The 20,348-nt window shown below is 67.7% G+C and carries 17 protein-coding genes; 11 read left to right on the forward strand and 6 right to left on the reverse strand.

Annotated features, from left to right (window positions below; genetic code table 11):
• Positions 1-336, reverse strand: a 336-nt coding sequence (locus AOZ49_RS20925) for a hypothetical protein (protein ID WP_054477606.1), incomplete at its 3' end; no start/stop codon positions are given.
• A 318-nt stretch (positions 337-654) separates the two neighbouring features.
• Between AOZ49_RS20925 and rpsO the strand changes: the two genes are divergently transcribed.
• The 5 genes from rpsO to AOZ49_RS20950 all read left to right on the forward strand — a co-directional run bounded on the left by rpsO (position 655) and on the right by AOZ49_RS20950 (position 7,879).
• The gene (rpsO, locus tag AOZ49_RS20930) at positions 655-924 is read left to right on the forward strand and encodes a 30S ribosomal protein S15 (RefSeq protein WP_006223612.1); all 270 of its coding nucleotides are present in this window, start codon (positions 655-657) and stop codon (positions 922-924) included.
• A gap of 90 nt (positions 925-1,014) precedes the next feature.
• Positions 1,015-3,171 carry a polyribonucleotide nucleotidyltransferase gene (pnp, locus tag AOZ49_RS20935; RefSeq protein WP_054477514.1) on the forward strand — a complete coding sequence of 719 codons (2,157 nt, stop codon included), beginning with the start codon at positions 1,015-1,017 and terminating at the stop codon, positions 3,169-3,171.
• 203 nt (positions 3,172-3,374) lie between these two features.
• Entirely contained in the window at positions 3,375-4,100 is a 726-nt protein-coding gene (locus AOZ49_RS20940) for a hypothetical protein (RefSeq protein WP_054477516.1), read from the forward strand.
• 13 nt (positions 4,101-4,113) lie between these two features.
• On the forward strand, positions 4,114-5,331 hold the full coding sequence (locus AOZ49_RS20945; protein WP_054433450.1) for a threonine ammonia-lyase: 1,218 nt from the start codon (positions 4,114-4,116) through the stop codon (positions 5,329-5,331).
• Between the two features lie 91 nt (positions 5,332-5,422).
• Entirely contained in the window at positions 5,423-7,879 is a 2,457-nt protein-coding gene (locus tag AOZ49_RS20950; RefSeq protein WP_054477518.1) for an ATP-dependent nuclease, read from the forward strand.
• Here the strand turns inward: AOZ49_RS20950 and AOZ49_RS20955 are convergent.
• The 3 genes from AOZ49_RS20955 to AOZ49_RS20965 all read right to left on the reverse strand — a co-directional run bounded on the left by AOZ49_RS20955 (position 7,857) and on the right by AOZ49_RS20965 (position 10,828).
• On the reverse strand, positions 7,857-8,489 hold the full coding sequence (locus tag AOZ49_RS20955) for a PIN domain-containing protein (protein ID WP_082380517.1): 633 nt from the start codon (positions 8,487-8,489) through the stop codon (positions 7,857-7,859). The genes AOZ49_RS20950 and AOZ49_RS20955 overlap by 23 nt on opposite strands.
• 9 nt (positions 8,490-8,498) lie before the next feature.
• The gene (locus AOZ49_RS20960) at positions 8,499-9,431 is read right to left on the reverse strand and encodes an alpha/beta hydrolase (RefSeq protein WP_231690404.1); all 933 of its coding nucleotides are present in this window, start codon (positions 9,429-9,431) and stop codon (positions 8,499-8,501) included.
• Between the two features lie 473 nt (positions 9,432-9,904).
• Positions 9,905-10,828, reverse strand: coding sequence for a carbon-nitrogen hydrolase family protein (locus tag AOZ49_RS20965; protein WP_054477524.1), 924 nt, complete (start codon positions 10,826-10,828; stop codon positions 9,905-9,907).
• Between the two features lie 91 nt (positions 10,829-10,919).
• Between AOZ49_RS20965 and AOZ49_RS20970 the strand changes: the two genes are divergently transcribed.
• Positions 10,920-11,864 (forward strand): LysR substrate-binding domain-containing protein, encoded by a 945-nt coding sequence (locus tag AOZ49_RS20970; protein WP_054433447.1) that lies wholly within the window; start codon positions 10,920-10,922, stop codon positions 11,862-11,864.
• Between the two features lie 70 nt (positions 11,865-11,934).
• On the opposite strand, the gene AOZ49_RS20975 is transcribed toward AOZ49_RS20970, so the two are convergent.
• Complete coding sequence (locus tag AOZ49_RS20975; protein ID WP_054477526.1) at positions 11,935-13,470, reverse strand: tetratricopeptide repeat protein; 1,536 nt, start codon at positions 13,468-13,470, stop codon at positions 11,935-11,937.
• Between the two features lie 27 nt (positions 13,471-13,497).
• Positions 13,498-14,334 (reverse strand): RDD family protein, encoded by an 837-nt coding sequence (locus tag AOZ49_RS20980; RefSeq protein ID WP_082380518.1) that lies wholly within the window; start codon positions 14,332-14,334, stop codon positions 13,498-13,500.
• A gap of 373 nt (positions 14,335-14,707) precedes the next feature.
• Here AOZ49_RS20980 and AOZ49_RS20985 point away from each other — a divergent pair, with 373 nt between their 5' ends.
• The 5 genes from AOZ49_RS20985 to AOZ49_RS21005 all read left to right on the forward strand — a co-directional run bounded on the left by AOZ49_RS20985 (position 14,708) and on the right by AOZ49_RS21005 (position 20,338).
• The gene (locus AOZ49_RS20985; protein WP_054477528.1) at positions 14,708-15,628 is read left to right on the forward strand and encodes a LysR family transcriptional regulator; all 921 of its coding nucleotides are present in this window, start codon (positions 14,708-14,710) and stop codon (positions 15,626-15,628) included.
• A gap of 141 nt (positions 15,629-15,769) precedes the next feature.
• On the forward strand, positions 15,770-16,993 hold the full coding sequence (locus AOZ49_RS20990) for a CaiB/BaiF CoA transferase family protein (protein ID WP_156355697.1): 1,224 nt from the start codon (positions 15,770-15,772) through the stop codon (positions 16,991-16,993).
• Between the two features lie 73 nt (positions 16,994-17,066).
• On the forward strand, positions 17,067-18,026 hold the full coding sequence (locus tag AOZ49_RS20995; RefSeq protein ID WP_054477531.1) for a Bug family tripartite tricarboxylate transporter substrate binding protein: 960 nt from the start codon (positions 17,067-17,069) through the stop codon (positions 18,024-18,026).
• Between the two features lie 29 nt (positions 18,027-18,055).
• Positions 18,056-18,982 (forward strand): hydroxymethylglutaryl-CoA lyase, encoded by a 927-nt coding sequence (locus AOZ49_RS21000; RefSeq protein ID WP_054477533.1) that lies wholly within the window; start codon positions 18,056-18,058, stop codon positions 18,980-18,982.
• 75 nt (positions 18,983-19,057) lie between these two features.
• On the forward strand, positions 19,058-20,338 hold the full coding sequence (locus AOZ49_RS21005; RefSeq protein WP_054477535.1) for a hypothetical protein: 1,281 nt from the start codon (positions 19,058-19,060) through the stop codon (positions 20,336-20,338).
• The last annotated feature ends 10 nt before the right edge of the window (positions 20,339-20,348 follow it).

Here is a 20,348-nt window from a genome sequence, read left to right on the forward strand (position 1 = left end):
GGGGGGGCCGAACTCGCAGCGCACGCGCTCGGGGCTCCATTGGCCTTGCTCCAGCACCTTGAAGTGGGCATCGGTCAGCAGCGGCAGGACGCGGTCGACCCGGCCGTCGGCGCCGACATTGGCGCCCCAGGCGTATTGGCCCATGGGTTGTTGCGTCCAGATCACGCGGCGGCCGCCGTTGGCTTGCGGGCATTCGAAGTTGGGGCGGCCGAACTGGGCCTGGACGTCGGCCAGGGGCGTGCCGGGCGCAACCTGGGCCAGGTTGGCGCAGGCGGCCAGGCTGGCGAGGGCCGCGGCGGCCAGGGTGGTGCGGGCAAGTTTGTAATAATTTGACATGTTGTTGCTCCTGTGGCCTGCCGCCGAGGCGGTGGCGCGACATCCGGCGGCGGGTCGGTGGTGTCACTGGGGTAATTCTAGCGAATCGGCTATAATCAGCAGGCTTTATCAAGTGTATTGATTTTGCACGATGCTTTGCGCCGGCAACGGGGCTGGACTGGATCGGAATGAAATGGGGCTTTCAGCCTTGTTTTCCGGCATTGCCAGGGCAGTCTCGAAGCAGCAGTGAGAACGCAACAACGCTTACCGCCGGCAGCGATTTTTTTCCAAACCACGTCAGGGCGCCTCGGCCCTGTCGCATGTCCGAAGAGGTCATCAATGTCCGTAGCTGACATCAAGAAATCCGATATCGTTGCGCAGTTCCAACGCGCTCAAGGCGATACCGGCTCCCCCGAAGTTCAGGTGGCTCTGCTCACCGCCCGTATCAACGAGCTGACCGGTCACTTCAAAGAACACATGAAGGACCATCACTCGCGCCGCGGTCTGCTGCGTATGGTCAGCCGTCGCCGCAAGCTGCTCGACTATCTCAAGGGCCGCAATCCCGATTCGTACCGCGCACTGATCGAAAAACTCGGTCTGCGCAAGTGATCGACGGGGCTGGCTCCCCATGACGCAACCGTGGTCGGTGCGACGCATGTCGCGACGGCCACGGTTTTTCATTTGTAAGGAATAATCGTCATGTTCAATAAAGTGACAAAATCGTTCCAGTACGGCCAGCACACGGTCGTCCTGGAAACTGGCGAAATCGCTCGCCAGGCCTCCGGCGCCGTTGTGGTGTCGATCGAGGACACCGTCGTCCTGGCCACTGTCGTGGCCTCCAAGAAGGCCAAGCCCGGCCAGACGTTCTTCCCCCTGACCGTCGACTACATCGAGAAGACCTACGCCGCGGGCCGCATCCCCGGTGGCTTCTTCAAGCGTGAAGGCAAGCCGTCCGAGAAGGAAACGCTGACCTCGCGCCTGATCGACCGTCCCCTGCGTCCGCTGTTCCCCGAAGACTTCTACAACGAAGTCCAGGTGGTCATCCACACGCTGTCGGTCAACCCCGAAATCGATCCGGACATCGCCGCCATGATCGGCGCGTCGGCCGCCCTGGCCATCTCCGGCATCCCCTTCAACGGCCCGATCGGCGCCGCCCGCGTGGGTTACATCGATGGCCAGTACGCCATCAACCCGACCGCGTCGCAGCTGAAGTCGTCGAAGCTGGACCTGGTGGTCGCCGGTACCGAAAACGCCGTGCTGATGGTGGAATCGGAAGCCGACCAGCTGTCCGAGGAAATCATGCTGGGCGGCGTGGTCTACGGCCACGAGCAGATGCAGGCCGTCATCAACGCCATCCACGAACTGGTCAAGGACGCCGGCAAGCCCGATTGGGACTGGCAAGCGCCCGCCAAGGACGAGGCCCTGATCGCCGCCGTGACCGCGGCCGCCCAGGAAGGCCTGAACGCCGCCTACCAGATCCGTGAAAAGCAGGCCCGCACCACCAAGCTGCGCGAAGTGTCGGCTGACGTGTCGGCCAAGCTGAACGCCGCCGCCGCCGAAAAGGGCGAGCCGGCGCCGGACGCCGTCACCGTCGACAACATCATGTTCTCGCTGGAATCGGCCATCGTCCGCGGCCAGATCCTGAACGGCGAACCGCGTATCGACGGTCGCGACACCCGCACCGTGCGTCCGATCAGCGTGCGTCTGGGCGTGCTGCCCCGCGCGCACGGCAGCGCCCTGTTCACCCGTGGTGAAACCCAGGCGCTGGTCGTGGCCACGCTGGGCACCAAGCAGGACGAGCAGATCATCGACGCGCTGATGGGCGAGTACCGTGACCGCTTCATGATGCACTACAACATGCCTCCGTTCGCCACCGGCGAAACCGGTCGCATCGGCGTGCCCAAGCGCCGCGAAATCGGCCACGGCCGCCTGGCCAAGCGCTCGCTGATTCCGCTGCTGCCGGCCCCGGAAGACTTCCAGTACACCATCCGCATCGTGTCGGAAATCACCGAGTCCAACGGCTCGTCGTCGATGGCTTCGGTCTGCGGCGGCTCGCTGGCCATGATGGACGCCGGCGTGCCGGTCAAGGATCACGTGGCCGGCGTGGCCATGGGCCTGATCCTGGACGGTGGCAAGTTCGCCGTGCTGACGGACATCCTGGGTGACGAAGATCACCTGGGCGACATGGACTTCAAGGTTGCGGGCACCGAAAACGGCGTCACCGCGCTGCAGATGGACATCAAGATCCAGGGCATCACCAAGGAAATCATGCAAGTGGCGCTGGCGCAAGCCCGCGAAGGCCGCCTGCACATCCTGGGCAAGATGAAGGAAGCGCTGGACGGTTCGCGCGGCGAGCTGTCGGCTTTCGCCCCGCGCATGCTGACCATCAAGATCAACCCCGAGAAGATCCGCGACGTGATCGGCAAGGGCGGCGCCACCATCCGCGCGCTGACCGAAGAGACCGGCACCCAGATCGACATCTCCGACGACGGCACGATCGTGATCGCCAGCGTCGACGAAGCGCAGGCCAAGGAAGCCCAGCGCCGCATCGTCGAGCTGACCGCCGACGTCGAAGTGGGCCAGATCTATGACGGCTCGGTCCTGCGCCTGCTGGACTTCGGCGCCATCGTGCAAGTGCTGCCGGGCCGCGACGGCCTGCTGCACATCTCGGAAATCGCCAACTACCGCATCGCCAACATCAACGATGTGCTGAAGGTCGGCCAGCAAGTCCGCGTCAAGGTCATCGAGGCCGACGACAAGGGCCGCCTGCGCCTGTCCATCAAGGCGATCGGCGGCATCGAGCAGCAGCAAGCCGCTGCCGAAGCCACCCCGCAAGCGGAACCGCAAGCCGAATAAGGCCTGCCTTTCCCTGCTGAAAAACGGCGCCGCGAGGCGCCGTTTTTCTTTGGCGCGGTCCCGGGCTGATTCATCTTCTTTCGTCTTCGAATCCCCCGCATCTCCCATCTTCGCGTCCCTTACGGTAAAGTCTTGCGCGTGACACGAGCGTCGGCGGCGCAAGCCGGCCAGGCGCCAGACAGGGGGATAGGGATGGATCGAGCATGAGGCGATGGCGAGCACCCGCGGCCGCGATGCTGCTGCTCGGGCCGCTGCTGGCGGGCTGCATGTCGCCGCCGGGGCCGGGCCAGGGATCGCCCAAGGGCGAGAGCATGTCGGCCGACCAGCTGGTCCAGACCGATTTCAACCGCACCGTCACGCTTGAAGTGCGCGACAACCTGGCCAGCCTCTACAGCCTGCTGGACAAGCTCTACCGCCGCAATCCGCGCGAATGGCGCAAGACCGGCGCGCCCGACCACGCGACCGCGGTGGCGCGCGCCCGCCACGCGATCGAGGTGCGCATCCCGCCGGCCGACCTGAGCGGCCTGCACGACATCCAGATCCTGGCGGTCTCGCTCGACCCCAACTACACCGGCGACCGGGTCGGCGCCTTCATCTACGGCCTGGCCGACACCATCATCGCCGCCCACAACGGCAAGACCCGCCTGTACGCCACCGACGCGCTGGACGGGCAGCGGGTCTACAATGCCGCACGGAACGTCGAGGCGGCGGCCTGGCTGCTGGCGTCGCGCCGCAACAACCGTGGCGAGCCGTTGCTGCTGGCCAATGAAATGTCGCAGCAGGCCACCAACCTCAGTTTCGAGCGCGAGTTCGGCGCCATCATCGGCCGGCTCGACCTGATCGCCAACCTGCTTGGCGAGAATTCGCGCCGTATCGGCATCAACTACGCGCAAGGCCTTTTACTCTTCAATTTCCTGCCGGTGCGCTAACGGGATTTCCATCGTGATCGATATCGCTTCCATCCAGACCGCCCGCGAAAATCTGCGCGGCCAGGTGCTCAAGACCCCGTTCACGCTGTCGCGCACGCTGTCCGACATCTTCGGCGCCGAGATCTGGCTGAAATTCGAGAACCTGCAGTTCACCGCCAGCTTCAAGGAGCGCGGCGCGCTCAACCGCATGCTGACGCTGTCTGACGAAGAGCGCCGCGCCGGCGTGATCGCCGTGTCGGCCGGCAACCACGCGCAGGGCGTGGCCTACCACGCGCAGCGCATGGGCGTGCCCGCCGTGATCGTGATGCCGCGCTTCACGCCGACCGTGAAGGTCGCCAACACGCGCCGCTTCGGCGCCGAGGTGGTGCTGGCCGGCGATACCTTCGATGACGCCAAGGCGCATGGCTACGAGCTGGCCAAGCAGCGCGGGCTCATCATGATCCATCCCTATGACGACGAAGCCGTGATCGCGGGGCAGGGCACGGTGGCGCTGGAAATGCTGGAAGACCAGCCGCAGCTGGACATGCTGGTGATCGCCATCGGCGGCGGCGGCCTGATCTCGGGCATCTCCACCGCAGCCAAGGCGCTCAAGCCCGGCATCGAGATCATCGGGGTGCAGACCGAACGTTTCCCCGCCATGTACGCCGCGGTCAAGGGCGTGTCGATGCCGCAGGGCCAGTACACCATCGCCGAAGGCATCGCGGTGAAATCGCCGGGCGGGCTGACGCAGCCCATCGTCAGCCGGCTGGTCGACGACATCGAACTGGTCAGCGAGGCCGACATCGAGCACGCCATCGTGGTGCTGCTGGAAATCGAAAAGACCGTGGTCGAAGGCGCCGGCGCGGCCGGCCTGGCGGCGCTGCTGCGCGCGCAGGAAGCGGGCAGCGAGCGGTTCAAGGGCAAGCGCATCGGCCTGGTGCTGACGGGCGGCAACATCGATCCGCTGATGCTGGGCGAGCTGATCGAGCGCGGCATGGTGCGCGCCGGCCGCCTGGCGCGCATCCGCGTCGACCTGCGCGACCTGCCGGGCGCGTTGGCCCACGCCACCAAGCTGATCGCCGATGCCCAGGCCAACATCACCGAAGTGCATCACCAGCGCGCGTTCACCTCACTGCCGGTGCGCAACGTGGAGGTCGACTTCGTGCTGCAGACGCGCGGGCCGGAGCACATCCAGGAAGTCATCGACATCCTCAACGCGGCCGGTTTCGCGGCTAGCAACCACGATCATTGAGTCAGGGGCGGGCGCGTGTCCGCCATCACTGGAAGTGACATCCCGGTGAACCACTTCCTCTTTTCCGAACCCGGGAGCGGTTGTCACACTCATGCAGGCTATTTTTTTGTCACCTGAAGGCACGCTGGACTATGCGGCTCAATTCCTGGACGAGTTTTCGCATGCTCACGTGGCGACCGGCCCGTCATTTCAAGACGAAGCGCTAGCTTTCCGGGACGGCGTGGCGAACGCCTTGCGTACAAGCGAGAAATACCTTTTTCTCAACGCCAAACTGACCATTGACTCGGCCAATATCGGAAACCTGAGCTTGCCAGCCTTGGCCAGGATGCCGGCGCCGGTGGTTTGCATCGAGTTTCCGGTTCCCTCCTTGTCGCCTGGTGGCAATTCCAGCTCGCGGCGCATGGCGCTGGGCCTGGACATTGACGCCTATCAGCGCCATTTCCCCTTGGCGGTGGTGCCTGATCTGGTCGCGGGCCGGGATGGCGTTTGTGTCTTGTCATTGGTCTGGCAAGATCGAGTGCGGGAATGGCACTGTATGCCAGGTGCGCTGTTCCTGCCCTACGCGAAAGAGGGAGCCTCGACGCGGCAGGCAAGCCATGGCATCCGGACACTGAAGGAAGTCGTCTTCATGCCGTTGCTGCCCAGAGTGCCGGGCTCCAGGGAAAAGTCACCAGGCGAGGCGGGAGGGTGGCTAGCCTTGGGCAATGACCTTATCGACGAAGTGCAGGCGTTGCTGCATGCGCTCCCGTTGATGGGTACGGACATGATCGTGCTGCAACGGCCGACGCCGCCCGAGCGGATTCGGCAAGGCAGGCAACCCTATTTCGAGTACCGCGTGCTTGGCACGCACGCCCCACCTGTGCCTGCGTTTTCCCTCAATCCCTTCATTGATGTTGGATCGGGCAAGGCTGACCGGCATGTCGCCTATTTCGGATTCTCGTCATTGCGCCGTCTCAACACGATTTCCGGTGGTCCGATCAGGACGCAGAAGGACTTTCTGCACTGGCTGGGGAGCCTGGAGAAATTTGAGGCCGCCCAAATCAATCTGTTCATCGGTGTCAACGGTGCAGGCAAGTCCACGGTGCTGGATCTGATTGCTTGCCTGGCCGATCCGACCAGATTGGCGACGATGCGGCGTGAGAACACAAAGAGCGATACGCAGGCGGGTTTCGATGTGGCGTTGCGCAATGGTTGGCGCGTGATCGGCCGTTTTTCCCAACGTATATCGCGCGAGGTCGATGATGCGCTGGATTGGCAATCTCTGGCGCTCGCGATGGTGTCGCCAGAGGGTGAATTGACAGAGAGGCAAGTCGATCTGAAGAAGTTCGATCCGGACGTCGAATCGCTGAATCCCATTGCGGAGTTGATGCAGCTTTTGGACAAGGACATCGAGTTCTACGATGCAGACTTGCAGACGCTGGATATCGAGTCGATCGCCGCCGAGCTAAGTGAAATCGGTCCCTACCTGAATGGTCTGGCATCCAGCATGGACGAAGCGCACGCGTTGAGCCAGCCCTCGTTTCTGGCGGAGTTGTGGCCCAGACAACGGGCAAGGCCGGTCGAGCCGATGAGCGGTGCGCGGGTGAGCATGTGGCTGTCGGACGACCTGTCGCAGACCAATCACGTCAATCTTGCGCAGTTGCCATCCGGCTGGCGCGCGCTCGCGTCATTGCTGGGCTGGATCAAGCGCCGTCCGGAGGGCAGCATCTGCTTGATCGAAGAGCCGGAGACGCACTTGCATCCTCGTCTTCAGCACTTGCTGGCACGGCGCTTGAGTTTGATTGCGCGCGAACGGAGCCTGCAGCTGTTTATCTCGACGCATTCCGCCGCGTTAATCGATTCCCGGTCATGGCAGGAAATTACGCCCAAGATATTTCAGGCCGACACGCATTGCCTGCGAGAGACCCTGGCCGACGGCCACGCGCTCCGGTTGATGGAAGACCTGGGGGTGCGCCAGAGTGATTTCCTGCAAGCCAACGGCGTTGTTTGGGTCGAGGGGCCGTCCGATGCAATTTATCTTGAATATTGGTTGTGGTTGTACTGCGTCAAGGAAGGAAAGCCGTTGTTTGAGCGCGGTCTTTCGTATTCCATTTTCTGGTACGGAGGCTCGGTGTTGAGCCATTTAACGGGCAAATGCGACGATATCCTGCGCGCATTGCTGCAACTGAACCGCAATGCCTTTGTGTTGATGGATAGCGACCTGGATTACAGGCTGGATGCCGCCGGGGTGCCCCAATCCGTCAAGGCTGACCATGCAAAGGAGCGGGTTCGCACGGCCATCGAGCAGTTGGAGTCGCCTTCCTGTGGATGCTGGGTGACCCAGGAATACACGATCGAGAACTACCTGCCGGCGGCTTTCCGGGATAACTATTTCGTGACGCAGGAAAATGGTCGCCTCAAGCAGTGCAACACCATTGCAAAAGTCGAGATCGCACGGCGCTTCGTCAACGCGGCCTATGATTTCGACGCTTGCTTCCGGCAGGACGGCGATTTGCTGGAGCGTATCGCGTCGTTGTACACGGTGATCACGCGTTGGAATGCGTTGTGAGACCGGCCAGCCTGGGATCCCGTCCCACCTGGTTCTTGAGCCGGTACAGCCGCTCGCGATGCAGGGTCGCGGCCAGCGGCTCGGGCTCGCGCCCCAGCGCCACGTAGTCCGCCGGGATCTGCGCGATGGCGTCGCGCATGCGGTCGGCGCCGTCCTGCCACCATTGCGCCAGCATGCGGTCCGGGTTGTACACGTCCAGGCCCTGGCGGCGCAGCTCCGAGCGGTTGAAATCCTTCAGGTTCCAGGTCAGCACCTGCACCACGGGCGTTTGCGCCAGGCCGCAGCGGGCGCGGCGCGCCAGGCCGGCGGCGATGACGTGGAAGTCCTTGGGATCGCTGTAGCGCAGGGCTGCTTCGTAGACCTGGGTGTCATGCTCGATGGCCTGCGGGAAGCGGGCGTTCATCTCGGCCCAGAACTCGGCCATCACCTCGGGCGGGATGTCCCAGATGCGGCAGGCGTTGCGGCGCCATTCCTCGCCGATGCGCTCGGTCCAGACGGGCTGGAACACGCCGGCCTCGGCCAGGCGCAGCAACAGCCGGCGCAGGATGCCGGACATAAGGACGCAGGCGTCCAGGACGATGAAGGGCGGGGTAGCGGGCAGGGTGGTCAAGATCGGGGGTCAGCGCCGAGAATCGGGCAGCAGGTGTAGCAGGCCCTGCGTGAAGCCGCGAGGCGCGACGGTCAGGTGGTTTTCGTTGTTCAGGATGTCGACGCGCAGCTTGAGCGACGGATAGCGGCGGGACTTCAGCGCCGCTTCCAATGCCTTCGTGTCCGACACCATGTTGTAGGTCCTGGCATAGCGGGGATCGCCCTTGCGGACTTCCTCGTATTCGCCGATATACATGTAGACCCGCGCCGGCAGATCCTTGTGGCCGGTGGCATAGGCGACCTCCCGGCCGAGCATGTAGCGCTTGTCGTACCACAGGGACGGGCTGCCCAGGATGTAGCCCGTGAACAGGCGCGGATCGCTCAGCAGGATCTCGGCGCCGAGCAGGCCGCCGTAGGAATGCCCGAGGAACAGGCGCCGTTGCTCGTCGGTGCGGTAGCGGCTGGCGATGAACGGCACGACGCCATCGCGCAGATAGGCGATATAGGCCGAGGATTCGCCGTGAATGTCGGCGGCCGGGGCGTCCTTGGTGCCGGCCGGCGTGGGCGTGTAGTCGCGCCGCCGGCTGTGCATGCCGCCGTCGCCCTTCGCATAGGAAAGACCGACCAGGATGAGTTCCTCCACCGCGGGCCCTTCGCCATTCAGGCGGCGCGCGATCTGCCGCACGATCGGGAAGGCATAGTCGGCATCGGTGACGTACAGCACCGGATAGCGGCGCTGCGGTTGATCGGCGTAGGAGGGCGGCAGCGCGACGAACACCTGGTAGGCGCGCCCGGAAACGGGATCGGGCACGTCCCACACCGTGCTGTCGGCCACCTCGTAGGGCTGGCCCGCGCCGCGTTGCCAGAAGGCGGGCTTGGCGGCCGGCGTGTCTTTCGCGGACGCGCCGCCCGGCCAGCAGGCCGCGGACAGCAACATCAGGGTGAACAGTGCGGCAGCTCTCACGCAGGTCTCCGGATCAGGGGGGACGGCAATGGTGCCCGAGACCGGAATCGAACCGGTACGGCCTTGCGGCCGAGGGATTTTCGTACCACTTCGGCTTTCGCCGCCGGCGCGCGGAGCGCCGTTCGTGGTCTGGAGCACGCCTTCACCATAGCCTTGCGGCCTTAGGTGCCCGCCGTCTGCTCTCTACACCTTCCCGGTTCTTTCGATCCGGGCTTGGCTCGGCGTTGGCTCGGAACAAGTCCAGGGCATTCGCCGAGTTTGACGGGCTACACCTCTGGAGTTTCCTCCGGGGGGCTCAAATGGATTCAAGTCCCTTGTGTCTACCAATTTCACCACTCGGGCATTGGGGTTCCGACAGGAAACCGCAATGGGATACCTGGTGTGCCGCGCGAGCGCGCTGCGGTATCCGGCGGGCGTGACTATACCACTCGCGGGCGGGCGGCCCGTCATGCAAGGCCGCCCCGGTGGAAAACTCAGCCGATGAAACGCACCGTCTGGCGGGCGCGTTCGTCCACCTCCAGGGTGAAGACGTCGGGCCGCGCGTAGTGGCCGACCACGTCGAAGTCGTAGCGCGCGCGCACCAGCTCGTCGACATCGATGCTCGCCGTGAGCAGGCCGGTCTGGCCGTGCAGCGGGCCTGCCAGGACGTCGCCCAGCGGGCCGACGATGAGCGAGCCGCCGTTGATGAGCGGGCGTTGCGGATCCCAGCCGGGCACGTCCAGGCCCAGCTCGGCGGGCGAGGGCTGCACCTGGCAGGCGCTGATGACGAAGCAGCGGCCTTCGTGGGCGATGTGGCGCATCGAGCATTGCCAGATGTCGCGTTCGTCGACGGTGGGCGCGCACCAGATCTGCACGCCCTTGGCGTACATGGCGGTGCGCAGCAGCGGCATGTGGTTTTCCCAGCAGATGGTGCCGCCGATGCGGCCCGCGGCCGTCTCCAGCACGGGCAGGGTGGAGCCGTCGCCCTGGCCCCAGATCAGCCGTTCGGTGCCGGTGGGCATCAGCTTGCGGTGTTTCGCGGCCAGGCCGGTGGCGGGATCGAAGTACAGCGCGGTGCAGTACAACGTGCTGCCGGCCCGTTCGATCACGCCGATCACCAGGCTGGCGCCGGTGCGTTGCGACAGCGCGGCCAGCGCGTCGGTCTCGGGGCCGGGCACGTCGATGGCGTTCTGGTAATAGCGGGCGTAGGCGTCGCGGCCTTCGGGCAGGCGGTAGCCCAGGCGGGTGCCGAAGATCTCGCCCTTGGGGTAGCCGCCCAGCAGGGCCTCGGGCATGACCACCAGCGCGGCGCCCGAGGCGCTGATCTCGGCCTCGAAGGCCAGGATCCGTTCCAGGGTGGCGTCCTTGCCTTCGGGCGAGGCGCCGATCTGCAGCGCGGCGACGGTGGTGGCGGTCATGGGGGTTCCTTTTTCACGGGGGAGGGGAGTCGATGCGTCCTAGTGTCGGGGGCGGCCTAAAATCAATCAATCCTGCCTGGCGATAAATGATATGAACCAGATCGATATCGAGTCGACCGACCTGAACCTGCTCAAGGTGTTCGAGGCGATCTACGACGAGGGCGGCGCGGGCCGCGCCGCGCTGCGCCTGGGCGTGACCCAGTCGGCGGTCAGCGCGGCGCTGGCGCGGCTGCGCGTGCTCTATGCCGACCCGTTGTTCGTGCGCACCGGGCGCGGCCTGTCGCCCAGCCTGCGGGCGCGCGAACTGCGGCCGATCATCGGCGAGGCGCTGGACAAGTGCCGGCAGAGCCTGTCGCTGGCGCGGCCGGGCGCGGCGGGGTTCGGCGGGCGCTCGGTCACGCTGGGGCTGTCCGATGACTTCGAGATCGCGCTGGGACGCGAGGCGATCGCGGCGCTGGCCGTGGCGGCGCCGGGACTGAGATTGATCTTCCGCCAGACCCACAGCCGCCTGGTGGCCGACATGCTGATGGCGCGCGAGGTCGACCTGGTGATCGCATCCGGCGGCCTGACCGCGCCGACCTTGCAGCGCGTGACCGTGGGGCAGGGCGGCTATGCCTGCCTGGTTGACCCGGCCAGCCTGGCGCCGGGCCAGGACGCGTTGTCAGTGGAGGATTTCACCCGGCGTGCGCACGTGCTGGTGTCGTCGGGCGGCTTTATCGGCGTGGTCGATGAAGTGCTGCACGACCTGGGCCTGAACCGGCGGGTGCTGGCGGCGACCACGCATTTCTCGGCGCTGGCGTTCCTGCTGCGCGGCGGAGAGGCGCTGGCCACCCTGCCGGCGCATGCGGCGCGCGGGCTGGCCGAGGTCGCGGGCCTGCGGCTGCTGCCGTGCCCGATCGCCATGCCGGGCTACGCCATCGAAATGGGCTGGCGCGCCGATGCGCTGCGCGATGAGGCGGTGGCGGTGGCGCGCCGTTGCCTGTTGGGCTTGTTGCAGGGGTTTGGCTGGGTGACCGCGCCGGCGCTGCCCGAGTGAGTGCCGCCATGGCGTCGGCCTGGGTATTCCCGCCGGCGCCGAATCCGGCGCGGCATGCCGTCCGCGATGGCTACTTGCGGCCGAACAACCGCCCCAGCAGGCCGCGTGGCGCGCTGGCCGCCCGTTCGGCCGCCAGGGCGTTGTCCAGCGACAGTTCCTGGTATTGGGGTTTGCCGTTCTGTTGGTAGGCCGCGGCCGCCTGGCGGAATGCCGAAGCGGATTCCGCGTGGCGTTTCATGGCGCCGTAGATCTCGCCGCGCGAGAACAGGGCCCAGCTGCGGAACTCCGGGTCCATCGCGATCAGGCGGTCGCAGGCCGCCAGGGCGTCGTCGTGGCGGCCCGCGGCAATCAGGGCGTTGACGGCGTCGGCCTGCAGCATGCTGTTGTCGGGCCAGCGTTGCAGCGCGCGTTCGGCATCGGCCACCGCCTCCGCGCCGCGGCCCAGACGGGTCAAGGCGTCGATGCGCACGCGACGCCACTTGAGCCACTCGGGGTCCAGCGAGATCGCCACTTCGGACAGGGGCAAGGCTTCGTCGTAGCGGTCCAGGCGGGCGAGCATGTCGGCGGCGTTGCCGGGCAGGAAGTCGCTGTCCGGCGCCAGTTCGTAGCCGCGCAGGTAGTACGCCAGGGCCTGCTCCCACTCGCCCTGGTCGCGCTGCGCGTTGCCGGCCACGAACAGCAATTGGGCATCGCCGCTGGTCATCGGATCCAGGCCGCGCAGGGCCTCCTGCGCCAGTTCGGGGTGGCGGCTGCGCACATATTCGCGGGCCTGTTCCTTGCGGCCCTCCCAGCCATTGTCAGACAGCGCATCCAGCTTTTGCCACAGCGGGGCGGCCTCGCCGGCCCGGCCCAGGCGGTGCAGCGAGCGGGCCTTGCCTTCCAGCGGCCAGTCCCAGTCGGGTTCGCGGCGCAGCAGGCTGGTCCACTCTTCCACCGCATCGGCATCGCGGCCCAGCGCCTGCAGGCATGAGGCGCGGTTGTGCTGGATGGCGTTTTCCTCGCCCAGGATCGCGCGGGCCCGGTCGAACATGGCGATGGCCTTGTGCAGGTCGCCGAGGCTGCGATAGGTGTTGCCGGCGTCGTACATGAAGCGGCCGTTGCCAGGGGCAAGCGCGACCGCGCGTTCGAAGTAGGGCACGGCTTCGCCGTGGCGTCCGGCATTGGCCAGGTTGGACGCGATGTAGCAATGCGGCGCGCCGGCCTGCGGGCGCCGCTGGATCGCGCGGGTCCAGCAGTCGATGGCATCCTGCAGGCGGCGGTCGTTGATCAGCAGGTAGGCTTCGGCCAGCAGAAGCCCGAAATGTCCGGAAGTGCGCTGGCTGGCGTCGCGCAGCAGGCGCCAGGCCGCTTGCGGGTCGCCCTCGTCATAGCGTGCAGTGACCTGCACCGCGATGGCATCCGGGCAATGGGGATCGAGCGCCAGCGCCCGCGCCAGGTCGGCGTCGCGCGCGGCCGCGGCCCCGCGCCTGGCATGGCAGCGGGCGCGCAACGCCCACATGACGGCGGTATTCGGCTGCTCGCGCAGCCCTTGCTCGCACAGCGCGAGCATGCGTGGCGTGTCGTCGCCGTCCTCGGCGCGCAGGATGGATTCGATCAGATTGGACATGCGGATTCCTCGGGCGGCAGGCAGGCGTCAGGGGGCGGCGGCGCCGGCGGCGTGGCGGCAGCCATAGTGGCGGTCGCTCGCGGCGATGTCGTCGCTGCCGCATTGCCAGCGCCGGATGCCGCCGCCTTTGCGTTCGGCGCGCAGCTCGGGCAGGTAGACCAGATGCTTGCCCGCCAGGGGCGAGGCGTCATCGGCATTTGCGGGGCCGGCAATGGTGAAGCGCAGCACGCCATTGACGGGGTTCAGCTCCAGGTTGGAAAAGCCGCTGGAGGCCAGCGATTCGCGCGTCACGCCCAGGTCCTGCAAGGTCGCGGCGAACTTGCCGGTGCCGCGGTAGTGGTTTTCCGCCAGCATCCGGACCGGCTGCGATACCCGATCCAGGCGCCGTACGTCGGCCATCACGGGGTTGTCGGCGTCGCGCGGACCGAGCGTCAGCGCGGCCAGCACGAAGCCGGCCAGCACCAGCACCACCGCGCCCGCGGCGAACAGCAGGAGCTTGCCGGCGCCGGTGATCGAGCGCGTCTGGCCCAGGGCCGCCTGGATTGCCCGCGGATCGGCCCGGCTCGAAACGACGTAAGTGCCCGCGGCCCAGTTGTGCATGGCGCGTTCGCCGAACATGGCCTGCTGGATATGGTGGAACACGCCGGGCAGGGCCAGGTTCAGGGGGAACTTCATCAGGTGCCGCCACAGGGACCGCAGCAGGCCGGGACTCTGCCCGTTGCGCGTGACCACGCGTTGCTTGAACAGCTGCTTGCCGGGCGAGCCGGAACCCCAGGCGTCCATCAAAGCGGGCAACAGCAGGCCGAGCAGGCCCGCGGCCAGGGCGAGCGCCAGGGGGGCGGGGCTGCTCCAGCAACGCTTCATAGCTGAGGGACGCGGCGGCCGAGAAGGCGAACATGGCGGCGATCATGGCGGCCGCATCGATCACGCTCGCGGCCAGCCGCGACCAGATGCCGGGGAGGGCGGGGACGTTGGCGGCAGCCATGCTGGGCGTGGTCGGCGCGGGCAGGGGCGCGTGGCAGCTGAAGCACTGGGTGTGGGAGGCCGGGTTCTGCCAATTGCATTTGGGGCACTGCATGATGCGAGCCTTATTCTGGTTGCCGATCAAACGGAGAGTGTCCTGCGTCGCGCGGGTGCGCCGCGCAATGGCCAGGCGCAGTGTATCGGACCCGGCGGATGGACGGCTCGGGAAAACCCCGATCCCGGCCCGAGCCGCCAACGCGGGACACTGGCGGCCATGAAGCGTCCGTTGCCCACCCCCGCCCATCCCCGCGATGTCGACCCGGTTTCCCTGCGCCTGTTCCTGGCGGCGCTGGAAGAGGGCAGCCTGGCTCGCGCCGCGGCGCGCGAGAACATCGTGCCGTCCGCGGTCAGCAAGCGCATGATCGAGATGGAGGAAATGCTCGGCGTGCCGCTGCTGGCGCGCGACGTCAAGGGCGTGCAGGCCACGCCGGCCGGCCAGGCGCTGGCGGGCCATGCCCGGCTGGTGCTGCAGCAGATGGAGCGCATGCGCCGCGAGATGGCGGGCTTCGCCACCGGCGTGCGCGGGCGCATCCGGCTGGCGGCCAGCGTGGCGGCGTTGTCGGGCGACCTGCCGGCGCAGATCCAGTCGTTCCGCCGCGCGTATCCGCAGATCGAGATCGCGCTCGAGGAAAGCACCACCCAGCAGGTCTTCCAGGAAGTGCTGGCGGGCCACGCCGATGTGGCGGTGGGATCGGACTTCGGCCACGATGGCCTGCAGGTATTCGCCTGCGGCTATTGCGAGCTGGCCGCGGTGGTGCCGGCGCAGCACCTGCTGGCCGACAGCGAGCTGCTGGACTATGCGCAGTTGCTGCCCTACGAACAGATCGAGCTGAACCGCGACAACGGCATCAGCGCGGTGTTCGAGCAGGCCGCGCGCGAGGCCGGCGTGGCGCGCCGCATCAGCGCCCGGGTCAGTTCGCACGAGACCATCTGCAACCTGGTGGCGCGCGGCATGGGCGTGGCGGTGGTGCCGATGTACCTGAAGCCGCGCCATGCCAGCCAGGACATCCGCTTCATCGCCTTGTCCGGCCCCTGGTCGGGCACGCCGCTTTGCATTGCCGTGCGCGAACTCGATACGCTGCCGCCCGCGGCGCGCGCGCTGTTGGCGCATCTGGGGGCGGCGCCCTGGCCCTAGGGCTTACCCGGACGTTCCGAAACGAGAATGCCCCGGTGCTGAAAGACCGCTTTCGCGATGCCGCCGCGCCCGCGATGATGGCTGCGTACCGGCCCTGGGGCATGCGCCCGGGCCTCCACGCCGCAGGCAGAGGAAACGTCGATGAGCGCAGCGCCCGCTTCACCCTTCATGGACCACAGCGAATTGCCCTTGCGCGGCATCAAGGTGCTGGAGCTGTCCCACATGATCATGGGGCCGGCCGCCGGCCTGGCGCTGGCCGACCTGGGCGCCGAGGTGATCAAGCTGGAGCCGATCGACGGCGACCGCACGCGCCGCCTGAAGGGATCGGGCAGCGGCTATTTTCCCGTCTTCAACCGCAACAAGCAGAGCCTGTCGATCGACCTGAAATCGGCCGAGGGACAGGCGCTGGCGCGGCAACTGGCGCTGCAGGCCGACATGGTGGTGGAGAACTTCCGCGACGGCGGCCTGGCGCAGTACGGGCTGGACTACGCCTCGCTGTCGGCCGAGAACCCGCGGCTGATCTACGTGTCGCTCAAGGGCTTCCTGTCCGGCCCCTACAAGCACCGCACCGCGCTGGATGAAGTGGTGCAGATGATGGGCGGCCTGGCCTACATCAACGGCGGCGCCGACACGCCACAGCGGGTGGCGGCGTCGGTCAACGACATCCTGGGCGGCACCTTCGGCGTGGTGGGCGCGCTGGCCGCGCTGCACGACCGCCACGTCACCGGGCGCGGCCGCCACGTGCGCTCGGGCCTGTTCGAGAACAATCTGCTGCTGGTGGCGCAGTTCATCGCGCAGTACCAGCTGACCGGCGCCGCGCCCAAACCCTTCGGCGCGGAGCGCAAGCCGCCATGGGGCGTGTACGACGTCTTCGAGACCGCCGACGGACGCGTGTTCGTGGCGGTGGTGGGCGATGCCCAATGGCGCAACTTCGCGCAGAAATTCCTGCCGCCGGAATGGGCCGCCGATCCGCGCCTGGCCACCGCGGTGGACCGCGAGGCGGCGCGTTCGTGGCTGGTGCCGGGCGTGGGCGCGATCCTCAAGACCTGGAAGACCGACGCATTGTGCGCGGCGCTGGAGGCCGCCAATCTGTCGTACGGGCCGATCCGCCAGCCGCACGACCTGCTGCACGATGAGCACCTGAACGCCGGCGGCGCGCTGCTGGCCACGGCCTTGCCGGACGGCGGCGAAATCGCCGCGGCGGCGCTGCCGATCGAATTCGATGGCCTGAAGGCCGGCAAGCGGTTCGATCCGCCGGCCCAGGGCCGCGATACCGAAGCCATCCTCCGAGGGCTGGGGCTGGATGCCGCGCGCATCGACGCCCTGCGCTCGGCGGGCGTGGTGCATTGCGAGGACAAAGCATGAACCGGCCGTAGAGCCGGTCCCCGTCGAGGCGGCGCCAGACCGCCAAGACATCCATCAAAGAGGAGACAATCCGATGATCCGCAGACTCTTGGCGGTGGCCGCGATGGCCGTCGCATGCGTGGCGCACGCGCAGGACTATCCCAGCAAGCCCATCCGCATCATCATCCCGTCCACGCCGGGCGGCGGCACCGATTACATCGGGCGCCTGATGGGCAACAAGCTGCATGAACTGAATGGCTGGTCCGTGGTGCCTGAAAACAAGCCGGGCGCCGGCACGGCGCTGGGACTGGCCGAGGCGGCGCGCGCGCCGGCGCAGGGCTATGACCTGGTGATCGGGCAGTCCGACAACGTCACGCTGATTCCGCTGCTGATGAAGGTGGCCTACGACCCGGTCAAGGACCTGGCGCCGGTGGCGCTGGTGGCGACCACGCCGATGGTGCTGCTGGTGTCCGACAGCTCGCCCTTCAAGACCTTGCCGGAGGTGATCGAGGCGGCCCGCAAGGCGCCCAACACGCTGTCCTACGGCACCTCGGGCACGGGCGGCGGCGTGCACATCGCCATGGAGATGCTGCAGCACGCGGCCGGCTTCAAGATGCAGCACGTGCCGTACAAGGGTTCGGCGCCGGCGCTGGCCGACCTGATGGGCGGCCACCTGCAGTTCGCCGGCTCGTCGATCTCGTCGGCGGCCTCGCTGATCAAGGCCGGCAAGGTGCGCGCGCTGGCGGTGACCTCGCCCAAGCGCAATCCCGCGCTGCCCGACGTGCCGACCGTGGCCGAGCTGGGCTACAAGGATTTCAGCGTGGTGACCTATTACGGCGTGCTGGCGCCGGCCAAGACGCCGGCCGCCGTGGTGGCGCGGCTGAACGCCGATTTCAACAAACTGCTGGCGCGCCAGGACGTGCGCGATGCGCTGGCCTCGCAGGGGCTGGAGGCCGATCCGGTGTCGTCGGAACAGTTCGCGGCCCTGATCCGTTCGGACATCGGCAAGGCGCGCCAGACCATCGCCACCGCGGGCATCGTGGTGCAGCAGTAACGGCCGGCGCATTCGACCAGGGAAACGCCATGGAACAGGAAGTGAGGTTGTGCGAGGTCGGGCCGCGTGATGGCCTGCAGATGGCGCGCGGCATGATGGCCGCCGACGACAAGCTGCGCTGGATCCGGCAGCTGGCGGCGGCCGGGCTGCGCGAGATCGAGGTCGGCAGTTTCGTGTCGCCCCGGCTGGTGCCGCAGATGGCCGATACCGGGCAGCTGCTGCCGCAAGTGCTGGGCATCGACGGCCTGACGGTGTGCGCGCTGGCCTGCAACCTGAAGGGCGCCATCGCGGCCTACGAGGCGGGCGCGCACGTGATCGCCATCCCTGTGTCGGTCAGCGACACGCACAGCCATGCCAACGTCGGCAAGGGCACGGACGCGCAGGTCGAGGCCGTGGCCGCCATCGCCGACTGGCTGCGGTCGCAGGCGCGGCCGGCGCGGCTGGATGTGGCGGTCGCCACGGCCTTCGGCTGCTCGATGGAAGGGGCGGTGCCGGTGCGCCGCGTGGCCCAGGTGGCCGCGGCGGTGATGCGCGCCGGCGCCGACGAGATCGCGCTGGCCGATACGGTCGGCTACGCCCATCCGGCGGGCGTGCGCGAGGCGGTGCGGGCGGCGCAGGACGCGGTCGGCGCGCGGCTGGTGAAACTGCATCTGCACGACACCATGGGGCTGGGCCTGGCCAACGCGCTGGCCGGCCTGGACGAAGGCATCCGCGCTTTCGACGCCTGCCTCGGCGGGTTGGGCGGCTGCCCGTTTGCGCCGGGCGCGTCGGGCAACATCGTCACCGAGGACCTGGTGTTCATGCTGGAGAGCATGGGCTATCGCACCGGCGTGGACCTGCCCCGGCTGCTGGCCGCGCGCGCGTTGCTGGCGGCGTCGCTGCCGCGGGAGACCTTGCGCAGCGGGGTGGCGGCGGCGGGCATTCCCAGGACCTATCCGGCGGCCATGGCCGCCTGAGCGCCGCGCGGGAGGGAAGATGAGGCAGCGGTATCATGAGCCGTCCTCATTCAGGCGGCCCGCCGCCGCGCATCCATGGCCATCGTCTCCACCCCGCTGCTCGACCGCCTGCTGACCGACGGCGTCATCCGCCAGGAGCATCACGACGCCGCCCGCCAGCGGCTGGGCGACGCCACGGCGGAGCCCTGGAGCACGCTCGGCGAGGCGCTGTTCTGGCTGGTGGACGAGCACATCGTGTCCGACGAGGACCTGGCCGCCATCGGCGAGCTGTCCGTGACCGAGGCCGCCTTTGCCAGCAACGCCACGCGCAAGCAGGCGCTGGCCGAAATGGACGCGCTGATGCAGCGCAAGCTCGAGGAATACGAACGGCAGATACGCCAGGTCGCGCTCAAGCGCGCCTTTCCCGGTCCGCGCTGGGCCTGGCTGGGCGGCGGCGCGATCGCCGTGGCCGCGGCGGCCTGGTATCTGTTCGCGCCGGCCACGCCGCCGCAGTGCGATGACGGCGATGTGCAGAAAACCCTGCGCGCCAGCCTGTTCACCTCGCGTCTCCAGCAGATGTCCCGCAACCCGCTGGCCGGGGGCGTGGCGCCGGCCGACCTGTACCTGGCGACGTTTTCGGATGTGAAGGAAGTCGGCTACATCAAGCCGGAGCGATCGCGCGGCTGCACCGCGACGCTGAAGGTCGGCGAGGCCGCGTCGGCCCTGGCCTACGCCATCGGTCCGAACGACAAGGGTGAGATGATGATCGCCGGTGCGGACCCGCGCGTGGTGCGGGCCCGCTACGGCCAGCTCGATGCCGACGGCAAGCCGCGCGCTGTCGGCCAGCCGGCGGGCGCGGCAAGGCTCGCCGCCGCCTTCGAGCAGGGGGCGGCGGCCTTCGACGAGCTGACCCGGGGCGCGGCGCGCAAGGCGGCCCAAGACAGGCAGCGCGAGCGCATGGGCCTGCCGCCGGAAACCGACACGCGCAACGTGCGCAATATTCAGCCGCTGGGCGACTGCAAGGACCTTGGCGGCGGCCGGTGGTCATGCCGCCTGCAGGGCGAGTACCGTGACCGGCTGATGTCGGCCATCGGCCGCGCCGACTGGCAGGTGTTCGAAGGCGATTTCGAGTTCTTGCAGGAGGGCGACGCATGGCGCGTGGGCGAACCCTTCACGCGCCAGTACATGGATGCGGTCGTGCGCGGCCGGGTGGCGGAGCTGAAAGGCGACGAGGCGGCGGCGCGGCTGGAGCAGATCCAGCGCCAGCGGCCGCAGGCCGCGCCGACGGCCGAGCCCGCGACGCCCGCGGGCGCCCAGGCGCCCGCCAGGGCGGGCAGCCGCGAGCATCGCGGCGACGGCGCCGTCATCAATAAATAGGACTGGTCGT

It is taken from the genome of Achromobacter sp. 2789STDY5608615 (assembly GCF_001298995.1).
Classification (GTDB): domain Bacteria; phylum Pseudomonadota; class Gammaproteobacteria; order Burkholderiales; family Burkholderiaceae_B; genus Achromobacter; species Achromobacter insuavis.

Excerpts from the sequence above, each read along its gene's own strand:
- rpsO (WP_006223612.1), top strand. The coding sequence starts at position 655 with ATGTCCGTAGCTGACATCAAGAAATCCGATATCGTTGCGCAGTTCCAA.
- pnp (WP_054477514.1), top strand. The coding sequence starts at position 1,015 with ATGTTCAATAAAGTGACAAAATCGTTCCAGTACGGCCAGCACACGGTC.
- AOZ49_RS20940 (WP_054477516.1), top strand. The coding sequence starts at position 3,375 with ATGAGGCGATGGCGAGCACCCGCGGCCGCGATGCTGCTGCTCGGGCCG.
- AOZ49_RS20950 (WP_054477518.1), top strand. The coding sequence starts at position 5,423 with ATGCAGGCTATTTTTTTGTCACCTGAAGGCACGCTGGACTATGCGGCT.
- AOZ49_RS20965 (WP_054477524.1), bottom strand. The coding sequence starts at position 10,828 with ATGACCGCCACCACCGTCGCCGCGCTGCAGATCGGCGCCTCGCCCGAA.
- AOZ49_RS20970 (WP_054433447.1), top strand. The coding sequence starts at position 10,920 with ATGAACCAGATCGATATCGAGTCGACCGACCTGAACCTGCTCAAGGTG.
- AOZ49_RS20975 (WP_054477526.1), bottom strand. The coding sequence starts at position 13,470 with ATGTCCAATCTGATCGAATCCATCCTGCGCGCCGAGGACGGCGACGAC.
- AOZ49_RS20980 (WP_082380518.1), bottom strand. The coding sequence starts at position 14,334 with ATGAAGCGTTGCTGGAGCAGCCCCGCCCCCCTGGCGCTCGCCCTGGCC.
- AOZ49_RS20985 (WP_054477528.1), top strand. The coding sequence starts at position 14,708 with ATGAAGCGTCCGTTGCCCACCCCCGCCCATCCCCGCGATGTCGACCCG.
- AOZ49_RS20990 (WP_156355697.1), top strand. The coding sequence starts at position 15,770 with ATGAGCGCAGCGCCCGCTTCACCCTTCATGGACCACAGCGAATTGCCC.
- AOZ49_RS20995 (WP_054477531.1), top strand. The coding sequence starts at position 17,067 with ATGATCCGCAGACTCTTGGCGGTGGCCGCGATGGCCGTCGCATGCGTG.
- AOZ49_RS21000 (WP_054477533.1), top strand. The coding sequence starts at position 18,056 with ATGGAACAGGAAGTGAGGTTGTGCGAGGTCGGGCCGCGTGATGGCCTG.
- AOZ49_RS21005 (WP_054477535.1), top strand. The coding sequence starts at position 19,058 with ATGGCCATCGTCTCCACCCCGCTGCTCGACCGCCTGCTGACCGACGGC.